At 41.6% G+C, this 22,866-nt stretch carries 16 protein-coding genes and 3 pseudogenes; 14 read left to right on the forward strand and 5 right to left on the reverse strand.

Translation table 11 applies throughout. The annotated features are described in order from the left end of the window. Positions 1-176 precede the first annotated feature (176 nt). The 3 genes from ACWA2B_RS00005 to ACWA2B_RS00015 all read right to left on the reverse strand — a co-directional run bounded on the left by ACWA2B_RS00005 (position 177) and on the right by ACWA2B_RS00015 (position 1,890). On the reverse strand, positions 177-671 hold the full coding sequence (locus ACWA2B_RS00005; RefSeq protein WP_029516121.1) for a hypothetical protein: 495 nt from the start codon (positions 669-671) through the stop codon (positions 177-179). Between the two features lie 92 nt (positions 672-763). After that, complete coding sequence (locus ACWA2B_RS00010; RefSeq protein ID WP_069010368.1) at positions 764-1,270, reverse strand: DJ-1/PfpI family protein; 507 nt, start codon at positions 1,268-1,270, stop codon at positions 764-766. Positions 1,271-1,440: 170 nt separating this feature from the next. Then, positions 1,441-1,890, reverse strand: a complete 450-nt coding sequence (locus ACWA2B_RS00015; RefSeq protein WP_341038934.1) for an AbrB/MazE/SpoVT family DNA-binding domain-containing protein — start codon at positions 1,888-1,890, stop codon at positions 1,441-1,443. Between the two features lie 204 nt (positions 1,891-2,094). On the opposite strand from ACWA2B_RS00015, the gene ACWA2B_RS00020 reads away from it, so the two are divergent. Continuing rightward, complete coding sequence (locus ACWA2B_RS00020; RefSeq protein WP_318627019.1) at positions 2,095-3,492, forward strand: helix-turn-helix domain-containing protein; 1,398 nt, start codon at positions 2,095-2,097, stop codon at positions 3,490-3,492. 226 nt (positions 3,493-3,718) lie between these two features. Further along, positions 3,719-3,988 carry an aspartyl-phosphate phosphatase Spo0E family protein gene (locus ACWA2B_RS00025; RefSeq protein WP_141695431.1) on the forward strand — a complete coding sequence of 90 codons (270 nt, stop codon included), beginning with the start codon at positions 3,719-3,721 and terminating at the stop codon, positions 3,986-3,988. Between the two features lie 180 nt (positions 3,989-4,168). On the opposite strand, the gene ACWA2B_RS00030 is transcribed toward ACWA2B_RS00025, so the two are convergent. Further along, a complete protein-coding gene (locus ACWA2B_RS00030; RefSeq protein ID WP_449291537.1) occupies positions 4,169-5,395 on the reverse strand; it encodes an acyltransferase in 1,227 nt (408 codons plus the stop codon). Between the two features lie 217 nt (positions 5,396-5,612). Here ACWA2B_RS00030 and ACWA2B_RS00035 point away from each other — a divergent pair, with 217 nt between their 5' ends. The 4 genes and pseudogenes from ACWA2B_RS00035 (at position 5,613) to hcp (ending at position 11,340) form a co-directional block, all read left to right on the forward strand. After that, entirely contained in the window at positions 5,613-6,620 is a 1,008-nt protein-coding gene (locus ACWA2B_RS00035; protein WP_029516126.1) for a substrate-binding domain-containing protein, read from the forward strand. A 34-nt stretch (positions 6,621-6,654) separates the two neighbouring features. Next, positions 6,655-8,650: pseudogene (locus ACWA2B_RS00040) on the forward strand (cache domain-containing sensor histidine kinase). 16 nt (positions 8,651-8,666) lie between these two features. After that, complete coding sequence (locus ACWA2B_RS00045) at positions 8,667-9,956, forward strand: response regulator (RefSeq protein ID WP_449291716.1); 1,290 nt, start codon at positions 8,667-8,669, stop codon at positions 9,954-9,956. Positions 9,957-10,047: 91 nt separating this feature from the next. After that, positions 10,048-11,340, forward strand: a complete 1,293-nt coding sequence (hcp, locus tag ACWA2B_RS00050) for a hydroxylamine reductase (RefSeq protein ID WP_340931532.1) — start codon at positions 10,048-10,050, stop codon at positions 11,338-11,340. 42 nt (positions 11,341-11,382) lie between these two features. Here hcp and ACWA2B_RS00055 read toward each other — a convergent pair whose 3' ends face one another. Then, positions 11,383-11,730, reverse strand: a complete 348-nt coding sequence (locus ACWA2B_RS00055; RefSeq protein WP_029516129.1) for a helix-turn-helix domain-containing protein — start codon at positions 11,728-11,730, stop codon at positions 11,383-11,385. A 353-nt stretch (positions 11,731-12,083) separates the two neighbouring features. Between ACWA2B_RS00055 and ACWA2B_RS00060 the strand changes: the two genes are divergently transcribed. From ACWA2B_RS00060 to ACWA2B_RS00095, 8 genes and pseudogenes are all read left to right on the forward strand, one after another. Then, positions 12,084-12,623 carry a hypothetical protein gene (locus ACWA2B_RS00060; RefSeq protein ID WP_318627016.1) on the forward strand — a complete coding sequence of 180 codons (540 nt, stop codon included), beginning with the start codon at positions 12,084-12,086 and terminating at the stop codon, positions 12,621-12,623. Between the two features lie 76 nt (positions 12,624-12,699). Beyond that, positions 12,700-12,891: pseudogene (locus ACWA2B_RS00065) on the forward strand (nucleoside triphosphate pyrophosphohydrolase); the annotation flags it as partial. A gap of 406 nt (positions 12,892-13,297) precedes the next feature. Continuing rightward, the gene (locus ACWA2B_RS00070; RefSeq protein WP_449291538.1) at positions 13,298-14,821 is read left to right on the forward strand and encodes a TIGR02677 family protein; all 1,524 of its coding nucleotides are present in this window, start codon (positions 13,298-13,300) and stop codon (positions 14,819-14,821) included. Next, a complete protein-coding gene (locus ACWA2B_RS00075; RefSeq protein WP_449291539.1) occupies positions 14,814-16,007 on the forward strand; it encodes a TIGR02678 family protein in 1,194 nt (397 codons plus the stop codon). The genes ACWA2B_RS00070 and ACWA2B_RS00075 overlap by 8 nt, the downstream gene beginning before the upstream one ends. Positions 16,008-16,009: 2 nt before the next feature. Then, positions 16,010-20,197: a TIGR02680 family protein gene (locus ACWA2B_RS00080; RefSeq protein ID WP_449291540.1), complete on the forward strand. Its 4,188-nt coding sequence runs from the start codon at positions 16,010-16,012 to the stop codon at positions 20,195-20,197. A gap of 204 nt (positions 20,198-20,401) precedes the next feature. Then, complete coding sequence (locus ACWA2B_RS00085; RefSeq protein WP_449291541.1) at positions 20,402-20,731, forward strand: hypothetical protein; 330 nt, start codon at positions 20,402-20,404, stop codon at positions 20,729-20,731. Positions 20,732-20,759: 28 nt separating this feature from the next. Next, positions 20,760-20,999 (forward strand): annotated as a pseudogene (locus ACWA2B_RS00090) (hypothetical protein); the annotation flags it as partial. 24 nt (positions 21,000-21,023) lie between these two features. Continuing rightward, entirely contained in the window at positions 21,024-22,529 is a 1,506-nt protein-coding gene (locus ACWA2B_RS00095) for a serine/threonine-protein kinase (RefSeq protein WP_449291717.1), read from the forward strand. Positions 22,530-22,866 lie beyond the last annotated feature (337 nt).

Consider the following 22,866-nt stretch of genomic DNA (forward strand, 5'->3'; position numbering starts at 1 on the left):
GAAACAAATTCGTAGGATTGTTGTTTTTCGCGGTTGGAGCGTAGCATATCAACACCATCCGTTCTACAATAGTTACCTATATTATACAACATTAACGCGGTGTCGTCTTAAACAAAATTAACATAAATAGGCTGTCGAGACTTTCTCGACAGCCTGAGGATGGGGGAAACCCATCCTTAAATTTCCACTTCCTTATCTTGTGCTATGTCATATTTAGTTACTTTACTGGTGTATTTATCTACATAATAGAATCCATAAGTTGCAATGTGATCAGGGAAATCTTCGTAAACTCTTATACAATATTTAGTTCCTTCCAAACCTTCAACCATTAAGTTTAAATTATATTTAACAGCATCCTTTTTTATTTTATCAGAAAGAATATGGAGTGCTTGATTTTCTGTAATCATCTTTTGCTGTTTACCTAAATACAGTTTATTATCAATGAGGCTGATTTGTCTGCTTTCTGCAATCCCAATATCTTTAACAGAGATATACGTGTTTCCGTTGTAAATCAAGCCATCGGCAGTGTTCTTTTTTGTCCCCTCTAAAAATACATCAAACTTTTTCACAACAGCATTTACGCTTGTTCCAGATGCAGCCATTGCGGTTGCACCAGTAATCATCATACCAATGGTTAAGCCCACTAATAGCCCCTTTAATTTGTCATTCATTTTAATTACCCCTCTTATGTATGCTAATTCCCTCACTATAGTATCCTAAATATCACCATACATAAAGTGATTGTTGTGGGAGAGCAGAAGAGTCAATTATCTTTAAAGAGCTTAAAAAAATCAATGGTTTCTTTTAAATCTTCATCATCAGTATAAATGTTCATCACCTTGCCTATTTCAATTGCAAAGTCCACATACTGATTTGGTTTAGCCGTAATGATATTCTTGTGTATCTCCAGACCCGTTGGATGATTCACAGGATTTTTATAGGAGACACCTGCTATCTCCAGTAGTTCAGTGGCAGAACAAATGGTCGCTATCACTTTATGATCATTATTTAGTGTACTGATTAGAGCTAGAAGTTGCTTGTTCGTCTTTAATAGAGTGTTATCTCCACCAGGTATAATTAGGAGTTGAATATCCTCAGCAGACACTTCATCAAGGGCTACCGAAGGCGTAACTTTAAAATCCTCATAGGAAATTACAGGGTCTTTGGTTACTCCAATCGTAACAATGTCCCCTTTGGTTTTCATAAAATAGGTTGCTAGCATAATCTCAAAACTCACATAACCATCATAAATTAAAACGTGTGATTTCATTTATACACCTACTTCAACATTAGTTTTTAGCTTTGAGTCAATATACCACTTTGATAGGTTTAATTCCATAATTTACAGCAAATATAGGCTTAGAAGTTTAAATAACCAGTCGCACGAAATCAACCAGCGACTGGTTATTTAGCTTTGCTAGAATATGAGTTGAGCGATACCTATAATAGCTTTTTAAGCTGGGAAATACGGCCTTGGGATACGCCGAGCCGTTCAGCGTATTCGCCTTGCTTGGCGTTTGGATGCTCGTGCATGAGTCTTCTTAGCTTCTCAACCAAATGTTGTGAAGACAACCGATGTACACTTTTTTCTTTGCACGCAGGTTCCTTAATAACAGGTACAGGTATTTGACTCACACCTATGTTTCCCTTCAGATCGTTTATGCATTTTTTACATAAAAATGAACCCCTGAAATAGCTTAAATCCCGAACCGAATAGCATAAATGACAGCAGACTCCTATATACTTTCGCATGCTCAATAATCCTGTTTCAACATCCAAATAAAATTCTAAAGACTCACCAGCTTGAATCCCCATAGAGGTTCGCATCTCCTTAGGAATAACAATCCGGCCTAACGTATCCAAGGGACGTGTCATACCTGTATTTTTCAAGTGATCTTCTCCTTCCATTGTCCAACATCCAATGATCTCCTAAAAAAAATATAAAAATCAATAAAGTAAAAGTATTTATGTTTGTTCCAAAAGATGGTATTATCGTGAAAGAAAATCAATAATTATACCATTAGTTTCCAAACTACATTGTTTATTGAAATTGAAATTGAAATTCTATGAAAATGCTGAAAGGGTGGTTTATCCATGGAAATCACACCTACGATACAGGCAGAAATTCAAACTTATCTGAAACGAAAAGGCTTAACGATGACCAAGTTTGGTCACACGATTGATTTGAATGTAGGTACAGTTAGTAGCATTGTGACTGGTAACCGATCTATTTCTGTTCATCAACTGGATAGTATTACTGCGGGAATGAATTTACCACCGGATTATTTTTACGAACGTTATATTGAAGAATGCATTGAAGAATCTCCGCTCAACTGGAAAAAAATCAGCCCTTTCCTATACCGATGCATTGAACTAGGACGACTCGACTGCTTGCAGCGAGTTGTAATTATGTTATTGGATAACCCTAATTATCCGCCATCGCTCTTTGAAGTTGCCGAAAATGTATACAAAGACGGTTACAACGAAGCAGCGGCATACCTTTACAAAAAGGTGGCTGAAAGTGAGAAGCAGCAGCATTCAGAGCGATTGGCGGTCTGCCAGTATCGTTTGTTCCAAATCAATATTGGACAAGATAGAGCTGTAAATCTTCAAGCTGCCATTGAATTTGCCCCTTTTGTGGATCGTTTAGACGAGATAGAGCAATTAGATGCTTTAAAAGATTTGGCTAACGTGTACAGATCATTAAGTATGTGGGACAAGGTGTATGAATTTGCCCATCAGATGGGTCAATTAGGACAGATCCAATATAATTTGGTTCATAACTCCAAGCGTAAAGGAACAGAGCCGCGAAAAAGGCTAAGCAGGCCGCTGTTTGTATACATAGTTTACTCCGAGTTGCTGTGTGCTAATGCTTGTGATGCAAAAGGCGATCATGAACAGGCATTAGAACATATTCGAGGTTATGCCGATCTAAGTTGGGTGAAGGAACAAGATTCCGAGTCTCTCTATTGGAAGAAGCAGTATCTGCAATGGGCGAAAATTAATACGTACGTCAATAGACTTATGTCCGGGGACATCAGTGTTCTGCCGGATTACGTAGAACATATGGCTGCCGAAAAAGAGATTTTTTCCGAATTAATAAACGTCATTGAAGTGGCTAATCGGTACAATGTAGATGTAGACCATATCCTTAAGCGTTTTGAATCCCAAATTGCAGCGTATCAGGAGCCGTTATCTTCTGACATGTATACACAACAAGTTTTACCTGAAGAATACGTGCGATTTTGGTACAAGATGGCTAAGTACAGCCTAAATAAAGGCAGATATCCATATGGTTTCAATTGTTTAATAAACGCTTTTGAAAAAGCTGTTACAATTAACCACGTACTACTTATTGCCAATTGTTTTGGACTATTTTCTCATTTCAAAACACATGCGGCTCCTGAAACACATGCTCAGTTCCAATCTATTTATGAGGAGGTGTGGGAGAGAAATGATCAAAAGGATGGCTTTCTGCTTGACGGTAACTAGCTTTTTACTGGTATTCACAGTACCAGCCCAGGCTGGAAATCTAAGCCATGACACAATCCAAACACAAGGACACGTTGGTGGATCTTGACCAAGCACTAATTTATTACCCTGGACCAGCTTATTGCTGGTCTTTTTTTGTATTATTTTGTAATTTTTTGATTCAAAAAAGGTTCTTAAGTAGTTGGACATCCCTCCTTAAAATAAGATTCAATAGGAGGTATGCAGGATGAACAGGGATAAAACGGAAACGTTAATTCAACAAATGGAACACGCCAGACAACACTTGCATGATCTTTACGCAGAGTATGGCTTCGGACATGCTTGTGTACTTGAACAGTCTATGCTTTTGGATGAACTGATTAATCAGTACAACCGTATGTATCAGACCAGAAAGCAGCCTCACCATGTTTTGGATCAGATCATTAACAACGACGATGTTATGTTCAGTCCATCCTCCCCTTTCTCTTTATGCAAAACTGTGACTTCTCCCACGTAATGTTTATTATTATTCTATATAATGACTTATTTTAAAATAAAATACATATTCATGTCATAAAATGTTAATCATTTTTTTGGGGACAGCATACTAAGGCAACAAAAAAGCAGAGCTCCATAAGAGAGCCCTGCCAAGGTCCATTGGATTTATAACCCCATGCTGAAACACAGACGCACAAGTTTAGCCAAGCTCCTGCGTGCTTTTGGAAGCGCGCTTAGAGGAAAGGAACTGGAAACGAAACGCATGCCAGTTCAACCGCTGTCTGCCTTTGGAGCCAACAATCCAGTTGCCGCCGGGCAGATGGGCAAAGAGCCAGCTGATGCCCAGAGAAACACTTGCCACGACGACAAACGTAATGAGCGTAGCTGTAAAATGATGATCACCCAGTGCAAGCGGGCGGGTGTAGTAGGATATGAAGGACAGCACGAGCGCATGGGCCAGATATCCTCCGAAGGAATAGCGTCCAATCCAGTTCAGCATACGGCGAAACGGCTCGGATCGCTGGTCTTTTTGCAAATGAAGCAGCAGTCCGTACAACAAAAGCAACTGCGAGACAATCAGCACGAAGGTGCTTGGCTTCAGATAGGTGGAAATATTAAGATTAATCGTATCACCCGACTGGATCAGCATTGTGTGACCCATAAGCATGAACAAACCAATAAAGACAAATACATTCCACGGCAACGTCTGTTGGGCCAATCCCCGCCAGGTGTCCGTCATATAGGCGCACACTGCGCCCAGCATAAAATAGAAAAAATACATAACAAAGTTATAAGTGCGGTAATCTAACAGAGTCTGCCAAAAGGGAGGCAACCCAGTGCTCCATGCAGACATGTCATAGTAGGACCATTGTAACAACAAAGCGTAAGCCGCAGCGGCAATCAGCATAACAGCCAAAACAAGCTGTTTGCGTCTTTTCGTGCTGTAACGACGTAGAAACACTTGAACCTGCCCGGCTGCTTTTGAAAATAAAGGAAACAAAATATAAAACTGAAAGATCATCACTACAAACCATAGATGATATCCGCTGACGGGGATGATCATTTCCTCGAACATACCTTTGTAAAAATAAATATTTCCCCACTGCGCCGTTGACCAGTTTTGAGTACATACCCAATAAATAACCGTCCAGCAGAGGAAAGGAACATAAATATCTCGAAACCGCCTGCCAATATAGCGAGGGTAGCCAATCGGTTTGTTACCATTATAAAAAAGCAGCGCCGCAGACAGGAAAACGAACGTCGGTGTGCCAAAACGTGTCAAATGATACAGCATCGCGAGCATAACGGAATCTGGCTGTTGGATGTCGCTGCGATAAATATATTCGCCAATGCAATGCTGAAGCACGACAGCGAGGTAGGCAAGACCCCGTAGTTCTGTCCACTCCGCGATACGCGGCTTGCTCATCCATATCACTCCTTTTCCTCAAGATACGCATATGTTTTTCCTAGCACAATTGTAGGTATTGTAACGTAGAAACATTAGTGCAGGATTAACGCCACCTGAAAGTAAGAAGAGTGAAGTAGTTCCAATTTAATATGATTGCGTTTACAATCTAAGTGAAACCAGAATAAATTAAAGTGAATTTATAACTTAAGGATACACACAGGAAGAGGGAGGAAGGATGAAAAAAACGCTGCTGGTATATATGCTGTTGATTGCGGCCTTTGCTCTCTATGTGTTCAGGTATGAACAAACTGGCCCGTTGAATGGTACTTGGGAAGATAAGGGGCTACGAGGCAGCATCGGAGAAACCTATATGATGATTACCTTCCAGTCTGGCTTGGAGTATTGGAAAAGCGGGCTCAAGGGTTTCGAGGATGCAGGAGATGCTTTGGGAGTGACTGTGGAGTATCGGGGAGCTACCCGTTATGATGCGCAGGAGCAGACGACCGTTATTGAGCAGGCGATTGCTCGTAAGCCCGCAGGGATTGCCATATCAGCGATTGATCCTCACTCTCTGATTCCGGTAATTAATAAGGCGCTGGATGCGGGCATTCCTGTGGTACTGTTTGATGCCGAAGCGCCGGGGAGTCGGGCGTATTCTTTTTTGGGCACGGATAATTATAAGGCGGGCGTGACCGCTGCGGATAAAATGGCAGAGCTGTTGGGACGAGAAGGTCAAGTCGCTGTTTTGACGCTACCCGGTCAGCAAAATCATGAGGAACGCTTGCGTGGCTTTCGCGATACCATACAGCGGCAGTATCCTGCCATGAAGGTGGTGGAAGTAGCGGATGGCCGCGCAGACGCGATGGTCTCCCGGGATGAGTCGCAAAGGCTGATGAAAGCTTATCCGAAACTGGCGGGCATTTTTGTGACCGAAGCAACGGGAGGAATAGGTGTAGGTGAAGCGGTACTGAGTCAAAAAAACAGCCACCCGCTGAAAATCATTTCTTTTGATACGAATAAAGCGACATTGGATATGATTCGTGGTGGCACAATCTCGGCAACAATTGCTCAGGGAACATGGAATATGGGCTATTGGTCGCTTCAATATCTGTTCCATCTGCATCATCATTTGACGACTCCTGCGCCTTCTTCCACCGGAGACAACACTCCGCTGCCCGTGCGGGTAGACACTGGAATCTCTGTTGTCACCCAGGCGAATGTAGATGATTATTATGCGAAATAAATTTTGGAAGCGTATCCAGCTAGGAGTGCACCACATGATGCCGCGGTTACGCTTGCGCAATATGCCCTTACGCTATCAGCTGATGCTGCTGTTCCTGTTGTTTGGCATTGTACCTTCGCTGGGATTAGGTCTGCTGGTCAATTGGACGGTGGAACGGATTATTGAGCGGCAGGTGGAAGACCATACGATGCAGTTGATTGGCAAGGTAAATGAAGCACTGGACACCAAAATGGAAAATTTGCAGAACATGACGTATCTGATTGCTTTTAACCCCGATATCGGGGAGTTCTGGAAAGGGAAGACGCTGGCTGACGGCCACGCAGGTCATGCGAGTGTAATAACACCGGAAAACCAGGGGGAGCAGACTCAGAACTCGGCGCAAAATCAGGCTCTCAGCTCCAAGCAGGCATTAAGTTCTGTACAGGAGCAGGATACGCTGTATAAAATGAAGCAATTTTTGCAGGGCTATACTACGTTATATCCTGAAATTGCAGGGATTCTGATCGTGAACGAAAAAGGCGACTATATCAGCAACGAAATGTATGCTCGAAGCACGCGTAGCCTGACGGAAGAAGATTGGTACCAACAGGCGGCGCAGCATGCAGGCATATTCACTGTGCTAGGACAGCCGAGCCACCGTAATGTGACCACTCATGTCCGGTACAAGGACAGTGAAATCCGTCGTTCGTTCGGTTACGGATTCGGAAACCGGACGCGTGCTAGGCGCGATAATGATTGACCTCAAGCTACGGGCTGTGTCGCAGGCCGCCAGAGATGTAACCTTGGGCAAAAGTGGGTATTTAATGGTGACAGATGCTGAGGGACGCAGCGTGTACAGGCCGGATATGCCTTTGATTGAGCGCATTCCACCGCAATGGTTCGGGGCAGGTGACAGCGGGATGTTTACCCGTGAAGCTGGGGGCAGGGAATTGCTGTTCATGTTCAGGGCTTCCGAATTCACGGGCTGGAGAACAGTGGGGGTATTCCCGGCACGCGAATCTACACTGGAAGTGCGACAAATTCAGTTCTATGTCGTCTGTTTTGTTTTCATTGTATGTCTATTTGGCTTAACGGCATCCTTGCGATTGTCGAGTTCCATTGCGCAGCCAATTTTCCGGCTGATGTCCTATATGCGGACGGCAGAGACAGGGGATCTTACAGTTCGCCAATGGAGTGACCGTGGGGATGAAGTCGGAATGCTGGGGCGGAGCTTTAACCGGATGCTGGAGCAAATTCGCCGTCTCATGTCACTTAGCGAACTGAGAGAACGGCAAAAACGGGATGCCGAGCTACGCAGCCTTCAGGAGCATATTAAGCCCCATTTTCTATACAATACGCTAGATACGATTCACTGGATGGCCCGAAGAAATGGAGCGGACGACGTGTCCGACATGGTGGGGGCGCTATCGAGATTGTTCCGTCTCGGCCTGAGCAAGGGAGATGACTTTATTCCGCTGCGCTCTGAGATTGAACATATATCGAGCTATATGCAAATCCAGCAAACCCGCTATCGTGACCGACTTCGCTGGGAATTGAATGTACCCGACGAGCTAAAGGATCTGTTCGTGTTGAAGTTAATGCTTCAGCCTGTAGTGGAAAATGCGATTTATCACGGCATCAAGGCCAGACGTGGCCCAGGCACGATTTGGATAGAAGCTAAAGCTGAAGGCGACAAGCTGCTGCTGACGGTGCGTGATGATGGCGCAGGGATGGCGGCAGAAAGGCTGCGTGAGCTGCGTGAATTGCTGGAAATACCGCTGGAGGCGATGGAAGGACAGCAGAAGCAAAGTGGGGCTAGTACAAATGGTAGAAGCTACGGCATGCTGAATGTACAAGCGCGTATCCGGCTGTCTTTTGGTGAGGAATATGGAATTGTACTGGATAGTAAAGAAGGAGCAGGCACCTGCGTGACGATCATTCATCCGCTGCTGCTGGATATGGCGCAACTGAAGAAGCCGCATGAAAAAGGAGAGGGTCAGGATGACGAAATCAAAGGGCAGAGACAACTCAACGACGGTGAGTCTGATTGACCAGGGCATAACGGAAGTGATAACAGGGACAGCACAACGTTACCAAGTATTGATTGCAGATGATGAGCCGATCATCCGAGAGGGGATACGGGATTGCATAGACTGGGCGGCACTCGGCATGGAGGTTGCAGCTGAGGCGGAGGATGGTGAAGAAGCGCTGGAGCTGGTGGGTCAGCTTAGCATAGACATCATGCTGGTCGATATGAATATGCCGTTCATGGACGGGATTGAACTGATTCGTCGGCTGCGGGAGGTACGTTCGGAGTGCCGCTGTCTAATCATTTCCGGGCATGATGAATTTGCTTATGCGCAGGAGGCTATCCGACTTGGCGTAGAGGATTATATTTTGAAGCCGGTAGATGCTGAGCAGCTTCACGCTGCGCTGTCACGGCTCGGTCAGCGGCTCGAGGAAGAGCGTAAGCGTGCCGCCTATGTAGAACAAGCTGCCGGGCAGATTGAGCGGAATATTCCGTTGTTGCGCCAGCGGTTTTGCCTGGAATGGCTGGAAGGGCAACACACGGGCATAGACGTCAGGGAGCAGTTGGCGTTTTTAAGGCTTCCATCGCGCCCGCCTGCTCAGATCGGTGTCGTACGGTGGCCTGCGGCAGAGGCCCGGCAGACGATTATGCGCGAGAATGACCGCCAGTTGTTTCTTTTTGCCGCTGAAAATATTATTGGCGAACTGCTGGAGGACCTGCCACATGTATTGTTCCGCGATGCGAACGGACTGATCGGCATATGCCTGTGGCAGGAGGCACCCGAGACGATCGGCGCTTCCATGGAGCAGGCGATTGGACGCTACCTGAATATAGCGGTTCATACGCATGTGGAGTCCAACGCGGGTGGACTAGAAGGTGCAATGGACGCGTACCGGGTGAGTCGGGATCGAGTGTATGGCGAATCGCAGCTGTCTCCCATCGTACGTCGGGCCCGGCAGCTCATTCAGGAAGGTTACGCCGATCGGGAGTTGACGCTGGAAGCCCTTGCTTCGCGGCTACAAGTATCCGCCGTATATCTCAGCCGTGTGCTCAAAAAAGAGCTTAACGACAGTTTCGTGACCCTCGTCACGCGTGCCCGTATCCGTAAAGCGGTGCAGCTGCTGGATTCCACGACGTTGTCTATCTATGATATAGCAGAACGTACGGGTTACGACAGTCAGCACTATTTTAGCACCGCTTTTAAAAAGACCATGGGCGTGTCTCCTGTACAGTACCGTAAAGGGGGGGGGAATTCAGGAAAATTCGTTGGAATAGGAATAATTGGAATGTGGAATTGTCTTACACTGTCTTATTATGATAAATGCTAAAAAATGTGTGTGTAATCACACCTACGCATTCAGGGGTTTGTTACGCTGGGGATAACGAACAAATATCTATCAATATTTGGAGGAAAACGATATGTTTTGTTATCAGTGTGAACAGACGCCGAGTGGCGGGTGTAAAGTAGTTGGGGTGTGCGGGAAAGATGAGACGATAGCAAGCTTGCAGGATACGATGATTTTTGCATTAAAAGGGATTGCTGCCTATGCGACACATGCTCGCCAGTTGGGCTATACCGATCCTGAGGTAGATCGCATCACGCATGAAGCGTTATATATGACCTTAACCAATTCTAACTTTAATGTACAAGAGCATTTGGAAATGGCGATGAAGGTCGGAAATGCGGCTGTACGGATCATGGATGTGCTGGATCGTGCGCATACGGATCGTTTTGGCATTCCGCAGCCGATTACGGTCAGCCAGAATAAAATCGAAGGCCAATGTATCGTCGTGACCGGACATAATCTGTATGCGCTGGAGGAATTGCTGCGGCAGACAGAGGGTAAAGGCATCAATATCTATACCCACTCAGAAATGCTGCCTGCCCACGGTTATCCGGCATTGAAGAAATATGCACATCTCAAAGGGAATATCGGTAAAGCCTGGTACGATCAGCGTAGACTGTTCGAAGAGTTCCCGGGCGCAATTCTGGCTACGACGAACTGTGTTATGCCGATTAAAGGCACGTATGCAGACCGCTTCTTCTCTTATGAAGTAGCCGGGCTGGAGGGAGTAGCCAAGATCATGGACGACGACTTTTCACCATTGATCGAGCGTGCGTTAGCCCTGCCAGCCGCAGACGTAGAGTCGGAGCAGGTGCTTACGACAGGATACCATCACGAGACGGTCATCGGGCTGGCTCCTGAGATTATTCAGGCCGTTAAAGACGGACATATCCGCCGTTTCTTCGTGATCGCAGGCTGCGACGCACCAGGCAAAGGCGGCAACTATTATCGCGAGCTGGCTACATCCTTGCCGAACGATACGGTCATTCTGACCACATCCTGTGGTAAATTCCGCTTCAATGACGTGGATTATGGAACCGTTGGAGATACAGGAATTCCGCGTTATATTGATTTGGGGCAATGCAACAATTCGGGTTCTACTGTGAAAATCGCTCTGGCATTAGCGGATGCATTCGGTTGTACGGTGAACGAGCTGCCTGTCAGCATTGTGTTGTCCTGGTTTGAGCAAAAAGCCGTTGCCATCCTGCTGGGCTTGTTCAGCCTTGGCATCCAGGATATTCGCATTGGGCCGAAGCCGCCTGAGTTTATTTCTTCTGGCGTGCTGGATGTACTAGTGGAGATGTTTGGCTTGAAGCTAATTACGACCGCAGAGGAAGATATGAAAGCGATGTTGGCATTGTCGTAAGAGATTGGTGGGGAACTGCAAAGCGCAGTTCCTTTTTTTGTTTCATCGTTCATCGATTCTTATAAAGATGTCCGTAAGAATCTTTAATGCCAGTTCAGTATCTTTGGATTCACGAGTTCTAAGGAGAGTTAAAATGGTTTTTATACTTGAATGTTCTTCGGTAAGCTCATCATTGTCCTTCACATATGTAAGCAACTGATAGACGCCCACGTTCAATGCCTTCGCTATTTTCTCCAGATTTTTCAAAGATATATTTCTCTCCGCTCGCTCAATAAATCCAATATAACTCGAATTGAATCCTGCTTTTTCGGCTAAAGCTTCTTGGGAAAGCCCTTTAGACTTTCGAATATCTCGAATACGTGTACCGACTAATTCCAAAAGTTCTGACATGAATACACCTCTCTATAGTAAGGGTTCTACAAAATCGATTCCAATCGCTCCAAAGTGCAATATATAGACGAACTAGATCATCACGACCTATATATTATTATTGGAAGTCGCTTGTTGGATTTTGCAAAATCCTCTAGTTAGAAGTGTAGAGAAAGAGTTACATCTAATTAATAAGTGTTAGTAAGTAAATTGAATTAAAAACTACTATATAGTAATATTTATTAGGAAGCTTGTCCGGTAGCTAGAAAATTATACATCTTGATGGTTACATATTTGTGCTACGTTGCTCACATTTGTTTCAGGATTTTGCAAAACCCTTATTTATGAAATTTTAATTCAGGAGTTGATTCCCCATGAAACATTACTCCTTAAGTCCCCAACTACATAATGGTTCTGATTTCAAATTGCCTAAGTACAGCGACACCTACATATTCAATTGCATGATGGATTTTCAAAAGCTTGCCGAATACCAGATCAAGCTTGCACAGATGATGCGCGACCATCATCAGTTTCAAAACTGCCTCATTCTTTGTGATCGAGCGATGTTTTCTATGGCTAAGGCCATGTATGTTCATCGAAACCAAATCATTCCATCGTACATTCGATCCATGACTGACCTATTCCCTTTAATTCACACAGATGCTGAGCCCAATTTAGATATGGTGCTGTTTATCGGTACGGTACATTATCTGGTTTCGGGAGAGGATGAAGCATCCGAGGAGACGATGAGACAGGAGGAAGTAGACAAGTTGCTTTATAAAACGGACTCTATTCTAGAGTCTCTGTCACAGCGGATCGTAGCTGATCCGTCTAAGCGGTATCCATCGATTTATAAAGAAAGTCCGTTCAATGAATCGGTAGATCTTTTATCAATAATACCCGGTTCTTTCTGAGCTAATGATATAATGACGAAAAGGAAGATGTTGGATGATGGCTAACACCTCCACATCAGAAAGGGTGTTATTTCATATGCCTACATACAACAAACTGGTGCGGGATCGGATTCCGCACCTCATTATGTCTCAGGGCAAGGAATGTCGGACACGCATTTTGGACCCTGAGGAATATAAGCAGGAACTGCGAACGAAGCTTCGTGAAGAAGCCGGGGAATATTTTGAAGCGGACAAAGATCAGGAAGCGCTGGAAGAACTGGCAGAAGTAAAGCCGTTTATTACATACTTCGACATGTAGTAACGAAATTCTTACCATAGTTTTCTAATATTAAGTTCAACTTATATAGTGGCTTATCGATTACCATTCCTCAATAAATGCTCCGAAATTCATTTTTTTCCGGCGTGATATATTCATCTACTTCAACCTCCAGCCGAAATTTTGTATATTCGCTTTCCGCTTCCCGTTTTGTCCGGAAATGAATGTTGTATTTTTATTAGCATCTTTGCCGGCGTTAACTGGCAAGACCATGAATTATCACCGCATTTTAAATATTTTTCATTTAGAATCCGACCACGATGTTATATATTTATAATATCGGTATTTCCAAATATTAAGAAACGGGACTACGTTTATCAAATTATGTAAAACAGGACTTCGAAAAGGAGTGTTTCGTTTGGATTTGTCATTGACGCGTGTAATAAAAGAAGCAAGTTATTTGTCAACACAAAAAACGCACCGATATCGTCCAATATTAAGATACATGTATGAGCAACATCGTATATTTAATAATGAAGTTTTACCAATAGAAATTTTCACGCATCTTAAACAATTTCCGAAATTTGGGGATTATACACTCGAAGAGCAAGATGCTGATTTATCGGTCTTAGTTGAAAACAATAACTTAGTGTTGAACCAAGATAATACAGATGCTGTTACATTGGAAGAACTTATTAGGAATCGAAAAACATATTCACTAACGGAATATACGATTGAATTTGAAAAAATGCTTATTTTTATGGAGAAAAAACTTCATCGTATACGTGGTGGTTCTTTGGATAAAAAACTCACTGAGCACCTATATAATGCGCTTGTAAAATTAAACGGATTTTCCATGCAAACCGAGTTGGATTCGTCTTCGCTTGTTCAACTATATGAAGCGTGGGAGGAGCTGTTCGAACGTTTTACAAAGCTTGATAATGATGCTTCGGATTATTTGAATCATATCAGCGGTGATAAATTGGATAGCAAAATGGAAACCGATGCCTTCATCGTATTTAAAAATCAGTTCTGTTCTTATTTAACGGATTTCATGGTTGAACTTAACCGCAATTCGCCTGCGATAATTAATATTATTACACACATTTCGGAGAAGAAAATTCAGAACATCGTAATGCAACTCGTCCGTCATAAAAAAAAAATGCCGACCACTACGGTTGTGTCGGATAAAGAGTATTCCGATACCTTTTTTGATGTATGGACAGGTATCCGTAACTGGTTTTTGGCAAGTGATACTAAATCGAGCAAAGCGTTTCAACTTGAAGTTCGTACTCGGGATGCCATCAGTAAAATGTCTAAGCTTGCGCATTTTTATGCAGAGCGACAATTTGTGAAAAAAAGTCGAGTAACAGAATTTTTACGACTTGCAGACATGATACATGAGTCCGGCAACTTGGAAGAAGCCCATCAAGTTTTTTCTTACCTATTCGGATTCGAAGGTATCCAGCATTTCAAAGTCGCACGGAAACCGTCAGAAAAGAATGATGGTACGGTATGGGATTTTGACCCGGATGAGCTAGATGTGACGTATCGTATTCGACCACCATCCGAGAGAACCATAAAACAGAATTTGAAGGTATCGAAAGTGAGCCAGGAGGCACTCGAACAGCAACGGTTGCTCGCGGAGCGGCTGACATACGAAGAAACTGTATTAAAAGCGATCGTGGAGCAGCCTTGCTTAATCTTGAAGGATTTGGAAACGAGAGTTGAGCCGTTTGTTCGGAAGGCATTATTGGATTGGATAAGTGCGGCGCTGTTGAATCCAGTTGGCTACGGCATTTATGAGGGTACCACAGAACTGGGCGTGAAATTTAAACTTCATAAGGTTAGTAACGATATTATTGAATTGCATTGTTTAGATGGAATCCTCTTCTTGCCCGATTTCCAAATGACATTTACCGAGGTGAAAACGCGTGAATAAGTTGTCTCAGGAGTCTCTTAATTGCATTCATCAACTACTCGATAATTTTTGGGTTGTGCGCAAGGAGAATCCAGAGCTTTTTTATGAAATTAAACAAAACGAAAGGTTTCTGCGAGATTACTTTAAGGACTACTTCCGTTTTAAGTTGGTAGTTGGGACAAATTTTGCAAAAGTTGAGAAGTTTCAAGTAACGCCTCAACCGTCAACAGGCATATCAGATTTCAAAGAGGTGAAAGATTACATCATTTTTTACTGTGTACTTGCGTTTTTGGATGGAAAGGCATCAAAGCAATTTACGCTGTCAGATGTTTGCCAAGCGGTCGTTTCGTACTACCCAAGAAGTTCCGAGAGATCGGTCAATGAAAACCCCCTACCATTAACATGGAAAGGTAACGAAGGCTATAGAAACCGACTATCACTTGTTCGTGTATTGAAAGAAGCTGTTCGACGGTGTCTGATAGAAGTGATTGATAAAAACATAGAAGACTTCCAAGACAGAGAAACGAATGATGCACTGCTGCGTTCAACCGGGCTTGTGAAATATTTTATGCGTAATATTGGTTTTAATATTGAAGGAGAATTGACGCTAAATGATATTATGTTGATTCAAGAAACTCAGGAACGGGAATTAGGTCTAGAAAGAAAGCATTTACTGTACCGAAAACTGTTTTTAGAGCCAGCCTTGTATCGGCATGAAGTATCGGCGTCAGATTTTGATTACTTAAGACAGTACAGTCGCCACTTAAATGAACATGCCGAAAAATACTACGATATGAATCTGGATGTCTACGGAAGCAGTGCTTTTTTAGTAAAAGAAAACGTAAGCACATTTCGTCGGTTCTTTCCAGCAAGTAATGCTGAATCGAACCTACTTGTTCAGTTTGCAACGTTGTTAAGACTTAAAATCATCGACGATGATGACAGTCTCGGTGAACAAAAAGATGGGACAGTCGTTTTAACAAATGTTGATTTGGATATTATGTGTCGACAGCTCATAGATGAGAATAGTCACGGATGGACGACGGGCCTAAAAAGTATGAGTATCACTGAAATTAAGAATACAGTTAAAAATATGCTATTTGAATGGAAATTAGTGGAGACAACGCAAGAAGGTGATTTAAAACTATATGATGTAATCGGAAGATTTTTTGAAAAACCTAAAGAAGAAAATAATAAAGGAGTATGATGATGACTAATCATACACGGCGTTGGAAGCCTCATCGCTTCATCCTATTTAACTATTGGTATTTTAATTATGAAGAATATTACTTCAAAAACGGAAGACTGTTACTGCGTGGTCATAATGGTGCGGGAAAGTCGATTGCCATGAATACGCTTTTTACATTCATGCTAGATGGAAACAAGGACCCTAAGCGGTTGGATCCATTTGAGTCAAGTGACCGCAAGTTTTATGACATCTTGCTTGGAGAAGAGTCGTTAAACAAGGACATTATCGAGCGCATTGGTTATGTTGTGATTGAATATAAGTTGACGAACACGGAGCAGTATATCACGACGGGATTTGGACTGCATTCCAAACGGAAAAACAGAAGGTTGGAAGATGCCTGGGGGTTTGTGATTCATGACCGTCATCGGCGTATTGGGCGTGGACCAAATCCGATCTCACTCTATAAGGTAGAAGTACTAGATGATTCACCAGAGCAAATTCCCTTAGATAGAAAACAAATAACAACAGCAATCGGCGAGAGTGGTACGGTCGTTGATAGTAAAGATTACGCGGAACTGATTAATAAGCAACTGTTCAAGTTTCCGGATGTAATAGGACTTAAGCTTTTTACCGATGTACTCGTACGGCTTAAGAGCCCTAAATTAACCAAAGGAGGAGGGCCGGACGATTTAAAAGAAACCTTGAACGAATCATTACCGCCATTATCCGATTATGAATTGTCCGCTTTAACCACTACCGTGGAAGCACAAGACCAAACACAGCGGGAAATTCTAAAAACGCAAAACGACCTTGGTTTTGCAACGAAACTGGATAAAGGTTATGACGATTATGTTTCATACGTATTTGCGGAGAAGGCTAAGTATTATTTGGAAAGCAAAAATACGTGGGATACCATTGCTTTGGAACATCAGAGAGTAAAAAGAGATATTGAAACCAAGAGTGTCGACTATGATGAGACCGAGCAAAAACTCCGAAACATTGAACGTGAAATTGAAGGGTTGAAGCAAGCAAGGCAGGAATTGGGGCATGATAAAATAGTGGATTTGGATGATGCTTTTCAATCTGCCAGACAAGAGCTAGCGCGAATATTGAATGAGAAATCAGTCAAAAAGAATCGCTATGAGTTAAATGAAAAATCATTAATGGATGCTAATAACGAATGGCGTAATATTGAAAATGAATTGTGGGCAATTGATAAAGAACTTAAAGTCGCGATGGAGAGTCTGGAGGAACTGGGGATAGATTCGGCATTTGAAGACATCTATCTGGCATTCTCTGACCATTTCAAACGGAATGAAAAAAATGGGGATTATCTTTTTTTGAATTGGGAGTCTGAAATAAGAATCAGGCTTCAAAGACTTGGAGGACTTCTCAAACAAATTAAAGAGCTGGACCAAAAGAAGCGCGATCTAGATGGTATGAGACAACAAATTGAAGTGAAACAAGACGTTCTTGAAAACGAAAGAGAAAGGCGTACTTCTCTTGCGAATATCTATGATATGGAACGAAACAACGCTTATATAGAGCTTGAAAACTGGATGAATGAATTAACAGCTCTTGTGCTTAGCGTTAATAGTAGTACGAGTGTGAAACGGATGTTTAATGGATATCTGGAAAATGTGACTGAGGAGCAATTGATGTTGCCAATCTTGGGTGAGCGCGAAGAACAAGTGTCCCAATGCATTAAAGAGCAGGCATGGATAGAAGCACAAATTCGATTAAAGGTTGAAGAAAGAGATCTTACTAAAGAAGAAGTCGTTGTTCTTGAGGGAACTGATGAAATTGAACCTGAACTTCCGATAGCCAAGGAGAACCAGATACGGGAGTTCAAAGAAAAAGGGATACCGTATGTACCTTTTTACGCCGTGGTTGATTTCAAAAAGAATCTTACTGAGGAGCAGAAGTCACGTTTGGAATCGGTACTTACTGAAACTGGTATATTAACTTCGCTGATTGTACCCGCTAACCGTTATAACGAAGCGTTGTCTGGAACGGTTCTTAGTACTCATCAGGCTCAGGTACCAAACAATCTAACAAAGTATCTAGATGTTTCGGTTTCGGCTACTGGCGATGTGAGTCATGAAGATGTGCTAGCAGTTCTGAAGGGGATTTCAGTTTCTAATGAGGACGTCCATTTTGTAACGGCTGATGGATCATTTAAAGGTTCTTTTATAGCCGGAACTGCTTCGCAGTATGGTGTAGCCAAATATATTGGAAAGCATGCGCGGGAACAAGAGCGGCTTCGCATAATTGCAATGTTAAAAGAAAAGGTTGCTGCTCTTAAGCTTGAAATTGATAAGCTTGAAGTACTTTCTAATGAAAGTAAAACGCGACAAAGAAAAATTGAAGTTGAGTACCGGTCACGCCCGAAATTTCCGGCTCTAAAGGATGCCAAAGAAAAATTTGAAGTCGTTGCAAAACGCATTGCAGAATTGTTGGAGCCTGAGATCTCGTCGTTAAATGAAAAATTCAAGGAACTGAACACGAGCGTGGAGACACAAATCAGGAACCTAAATGTAGAGTTCGAAGATATCACTATTGAGAAAAATGAGCAAGCCGTAAATGATGCGTGTGATGGCTTACGAAATTTTGAGCGAGCGTTATCAAATCTGAAGAGTTCTTATCGTTCCCGAGGGGATAAACAAAGTCTTCTAAAGAATCAAGATGACAAGATAATTACTTTTAAAGATGTTGTGGATGTGGCAAGGGCCGACGTTCTGTCACTTGATGGGCGAATCAAAAGCATAGATACACGAATAGAAAGCTATGAAAAGCAGTTACAAGATATTGGCGCGGATAATATTCGAAAGCTTGCCCAAAGTATTAACGATAAGCTGGAACAATTTCCAATAGACCAAAGGGCACTGGACAGGGAACTTAGTGAACTGAAAAACGATTTGAAAAATCTTCGTGACCGTCTTTCGACTGGTGCTCAGAAAGAACTTTTTATGCAAGAGCTTGTTTTGGCATGGGAAATTGCTTTGTTTCAAGATGTAAAAGAATTCAGTGGAAAATTTGGGCTTGAAATCGAGTCAGATACGGAATCGCTTGCTGAGAGTATCATGTCCAAGTTCGGGCAGCTCCTCTCGAAAAAGGATAGAGTAAAAAATAAAAGCGAGTTAGGCAATGTTTTCTCGGATGCGGACAAGGGTTTACCAGAATACAATTTAACGATGGAACCGTTAGAATTTGAAGTCGATTTTTCTCATATGGCTATTGAAGATGAAAGTCGTGTGGAGATGCTTAAAATGATAGCCAAACGTGAAAAAATTACACTAGAGTATCAGTCGCGTCGTGTTTCGCCCTCGTTTGCCAAAATCAAACTGACCGAGCAAGATAAAACGCTTGCAGAGGTAATGGCTGAAAAGGACCGTGAGATTTACGAAGACATCCTGATTAATCATGTGGGAGAAACCATAAAAAACAAAATTCAAAATTCAAAAGAATGGGTAGCACGTATCAATACAATAATGGAAAAGACGCAGAACTCCAGTGGACTGAAGTTTGATGTCGAATGGTCACCGAAAAAGACTGACAGTGAACAAGAACTCGATACACTAGAATTGGTTCGATTTCTAGAGAAGGATCCTATGTGGCTTGCGGATCCCGATAGGAAAAGGATAGCCCAGCATTTTCGTTCCAAGGTATATGAGGCGAAACGCAAAGCTGAGTTGAGCGGTACATCGACCTTCATGGAAGATATTAAGTTAGTCTTGGATTATCGAGAATGGTATGAATTCATTATTTACTACGAAAAAACAGGTGAAAAGCGCAAAGAAATGAAGAAAAGCAATTACAACACATTCTCTGGTGGTGAGCGAGCAATGGCGATGTACACGCCACTTCTAGCAGCTGTTGATGCACGTTTGCAAAGTGCTCACTGTGAAGCTCCTCGTATATTTGCATTAGACGAAGCGTTTGCAGGCGTAGATGATAACAATATCAAAGAAGCATTCAAAGTTATTGAGATGTACGACTTTGATTACACATTAAACTCTCAATCCTTATGGGGATGTTTCGATGTAGTGCCTGATCTGTCGATTTATGTTCTGAATCGAATGGGGAATTCAAATCTTGTTAATTCAATTTCTTACTCATGGAATGGCATTAAGAAGACACGTGTAGAAGAGCCTTATGAAGCAAGCGAGGACATTCAATCTTCGGTTGCTCAGGTTACATTGTTTTGAGTTATTTGGTGTTCACCACGTGCAGCGGGGGGGGGGGGGAATGGAATTCTTCATGAAGGTGGCAAATAGGACAAATTATGAGGAATAATGTGACAAGATGATGGGTTTTCTATTACCCTTACGTTCTCTTAAAAAGACGAAAGAACTTAGCATAATATGCTTGCTAAAAGCTTACAGAAAAACATGCCGGAGGAAATTGGATAGATGGAATCATCATTACAGCAATTAGTCGAGATTTTCCGGAACATCGATGGCTTTAACAGAGTGTTCTTGCTTTTTCGTCAAAAATACAGAAGTTATGGAATAATTACCAGAAGTACGATAGTTAATCTTGAAGATCCAACATCTGATGAATTGCGGGTATTAAACGGTTTTTTTGGTTCGGTTTATGGAAATGAGAAGGTAATCCCAATTGCCGCTGACAAAATTGAAAAGGAAATTCGGAATAGTAAATATCGAGAATTATTCGATGGATATGATCTAAATGATTTATTAAAAGTGTACTACGGGGGGGGAATTAACTTCAAAAAGTGAAGACAAGCAGCGTTATGATACGGAAAAGAAGAAATTTTTTCAAATATTTTTGAGTGATTATCCGATGGAAAGTTCATTCTACCAATTCATTTTATTTATCAAGACTTATAAAAATGCACCATTTATTCATATTATGCACAAAAAGAGGCCGGACTCCTTAAAACATTTGCTCGAATTAATTAATAAAATATTTAATTACCTCCCTTTAAAGAGTAACATCTATTTACCAATGCTTGCTTATGAGTTTACTGGTGACTATGATTACTTCAGTCCTAAATCTGATGGCGGTAAAATGTTGTTGTTTGCATTACAAGTATTAAATCATTTGACATTAGGAACTGAACTCATTCCAAACCCAAATGAAGAACAGATAGAAGATATTTTAAAAGGGAATAATATTTTGTTCTGTCCAGGTTCTACTAAAAAAACAAATCGTTTATGGATTTTAGATAATGAAGAGGAAAGAGATTATCAATTAATTCCCTTAAAAAAGATTGGTGAAGGATCCTTTGCAGAAGTATATAGAGTGTTTGATCCTATATTAAAAAAAGAATTAGCATGTAAAGTTCTTTTCGAAAGATCCCGCATGTTTAAAAATAATGAAGTAGAAGGAGACGATCATTATCTCCGATTCAAAAGAGAAGTGAAGTTTCTCAAAGAGAAAGCTTCTCATAGAAATATAATTGAAATTAGCAAAATACAACTAGTGAATGAGCCATTCCTTTTCACAATGCCTTTGGCAGATGCTTCATTAGATGAATGGTTGGGACTGAATTCCAATATATCGGAAGATATAAGAATAAGTATTTTTAAAGATATTTTAAGTGGTATAGCTTATCTTCATGACCGCAAAATTAGTCATCGAGATTTAGCTCCTCATAATATTTTGATATTTAAAGAGAGTGACGGGACTATAGTAGTAAAAGTTGCTGATTTTGGACTAGCAAAAGATAAGCGATCACAATCGAAATCAACAGGACTCTTTGTTTATGGTTATGGAAGAGCAGGTTATACCGCGCCAGAACAATTAAACAGTTTGAAGAGTGCCGATCATTTATCTGATATTTATTCATTAGGTGCAATGCTCTATTATTTATTAAGTGGGAGATCACCAGAAGAACGATACAGGAAGACAGTAAAATATCAGCTAATTGTTATGAAGGCTATGGAGGAGGAGCGTACTAAACGGTATCAGACAACTAAAGAACTTATTGACGACATTAATCTTATGGATAGAAAAAGTATGAGAAAAGAAAATTTTCCGTTTTATAGTTTGGAAAATTATGAATTTAAAGATTTCTCGGCCGATGTTAATTATGTTTTAAAGTGTATTGCATCAGTTCAAGTTGAGGATTCTGATAGGGTTATTGAAAAGTTTATAGTACCATTCAAATCAATTCCGATAAATGTATTTGTGGAGTGTGCCAAATATGACGCACTAATGATTCCTTTTGTACAGATGACTGAAGAAAATATATCCAATATATCAAATAATAATGAAGCGGACTGGGATCAAGTATCTTTACTTATAGATTGTATTTACTATGAGACACAAAATATAGCATTACAAATAAATGTTACAAGGATATTAATGAATATTGCATTGAAATTTAATAATCTTATGGCGCAATCATTACTTGTTGGTGTCCTAGTGTCAATGAATAGTTTTACTTTAATATCTCAACAAGTAGCATTTATAATTGAAACAAATTATTCGGATTATCGTGATTTGCTGAAATGTTTGTTACAGGAAATTGAATACCCTCATGAGATACAAGGAGTATTGAATGATTACTAGTTGAAAACTTCCAACTCAAGTCCTACCTCACGGTATTGAAGGATTTCAGGGAAGCAAGAAGCAACCGAACATCCCAGCATTCGCTGGGGTCGTGAATGCAGTAAACGTTAAATGAAATCTCCAAAAAGTTATTTCTTTAGGTGTTTAATGATTGTTTTACATCCATAAAAAACAGAGATTAATTCAATCAAAAAAATAATCAGAAATGGTTTTATCATTTCAATATCGTATAACAATGTGATAATCCATAATGACAACCAACACCATTCTGCCCACCAAAAGGAATATCCAATATAATTAATTCTCGGTGAATCAGTTATCTTATATAATATTGCAC

This window comes from Paenibacillus sp. CMM36 (assembly GCF_053570945.1).

Bases quoted from the DNA above. Each gene is read 5' to 3' on its own strand.
- ACWA2B_RS00025 (WP_141695431.1), top strand. From the start codon at position 3,719: ATGAACAGGGATAAAACGGAAACGTTAATTCAACAAATGGAACACGCC.
- ACWA2B_RS00010 (WP_069010368.1), bottom strand. From the start codon at position 1,270: ATGAAATCACACGTTTTAATTTATGATGGTTATGTGAGTTTTGAGATT.
- ACWA2B_RS00030 (WP_449291537.1), bottom strand. From the start codon at position 5,395: ATGAGCAAGCCGCGTATCGCGGAGTGGACAGAACTACGGGGTCTTGCC.
- ACWA2B_RS00035 (WP_029516126.1), top strand. From the start codon at position 5,613: ATGAAAAAAACGCTGCTGGTATATATGCTGTTGATTGCGGCCTTTGCT.
- ACWA2B_RS00085 (WP_449291541.1), top strand. From the start codon at position 20,402: ATGGAATCATCATTACAGCAATTAGTCGAGATTTTCCGGAACATCGAT.
- ACWA2B_RS00005 (WP_029516121.1), bottom strand. From the start codon at position 671: ATGAATGACAAATTAAAGGGGCTATTAGTGGGCTTAACCATTGGTATG.
- ACWA2B_RS00060 (WP_318627016.1), top strand. From the start codon at position 12,084: ATGAAACATTACTCCTTAAGTCCCCAACTACATAATGGTTCTGATTTC.
- ACWA2B_RS00095 (WP_449291717.1), top strand. From the start codon at position 21,024: ATGTTGTTGTTTGCATTACAAGTATTAAATCATTTGACATTAGGAACT.
- ACWA2B_RS00020 (WP_318627019.1), top strand. From the start codon at position 2,095: ATGGAAATCACACCTACGATACAGGCAGAAATTCAAACTTATCTGAAA.
- hcp (WP_340931532.1), top strand. From the start codon at position 10,048: ATGTTTTGTTATCAGTGTGAACAGACGCCGAGTGGCGGGTGTAAAGTA.
- ACWA2B_RS00055 (WP_029516129.1), bottom strand. From the start codon at position 11,730: ATGTCAGAACTTTTGGAATTAGTCGGTACACGTATTCGAGATATTCGA.
- ACWA2B_RS00080 (WP_449291540.1), top strand. From the start codon at position 16,010: ATGACTAATCATACACGGCGTTGGAAGCCTCATCGCTTCATCCTATTT.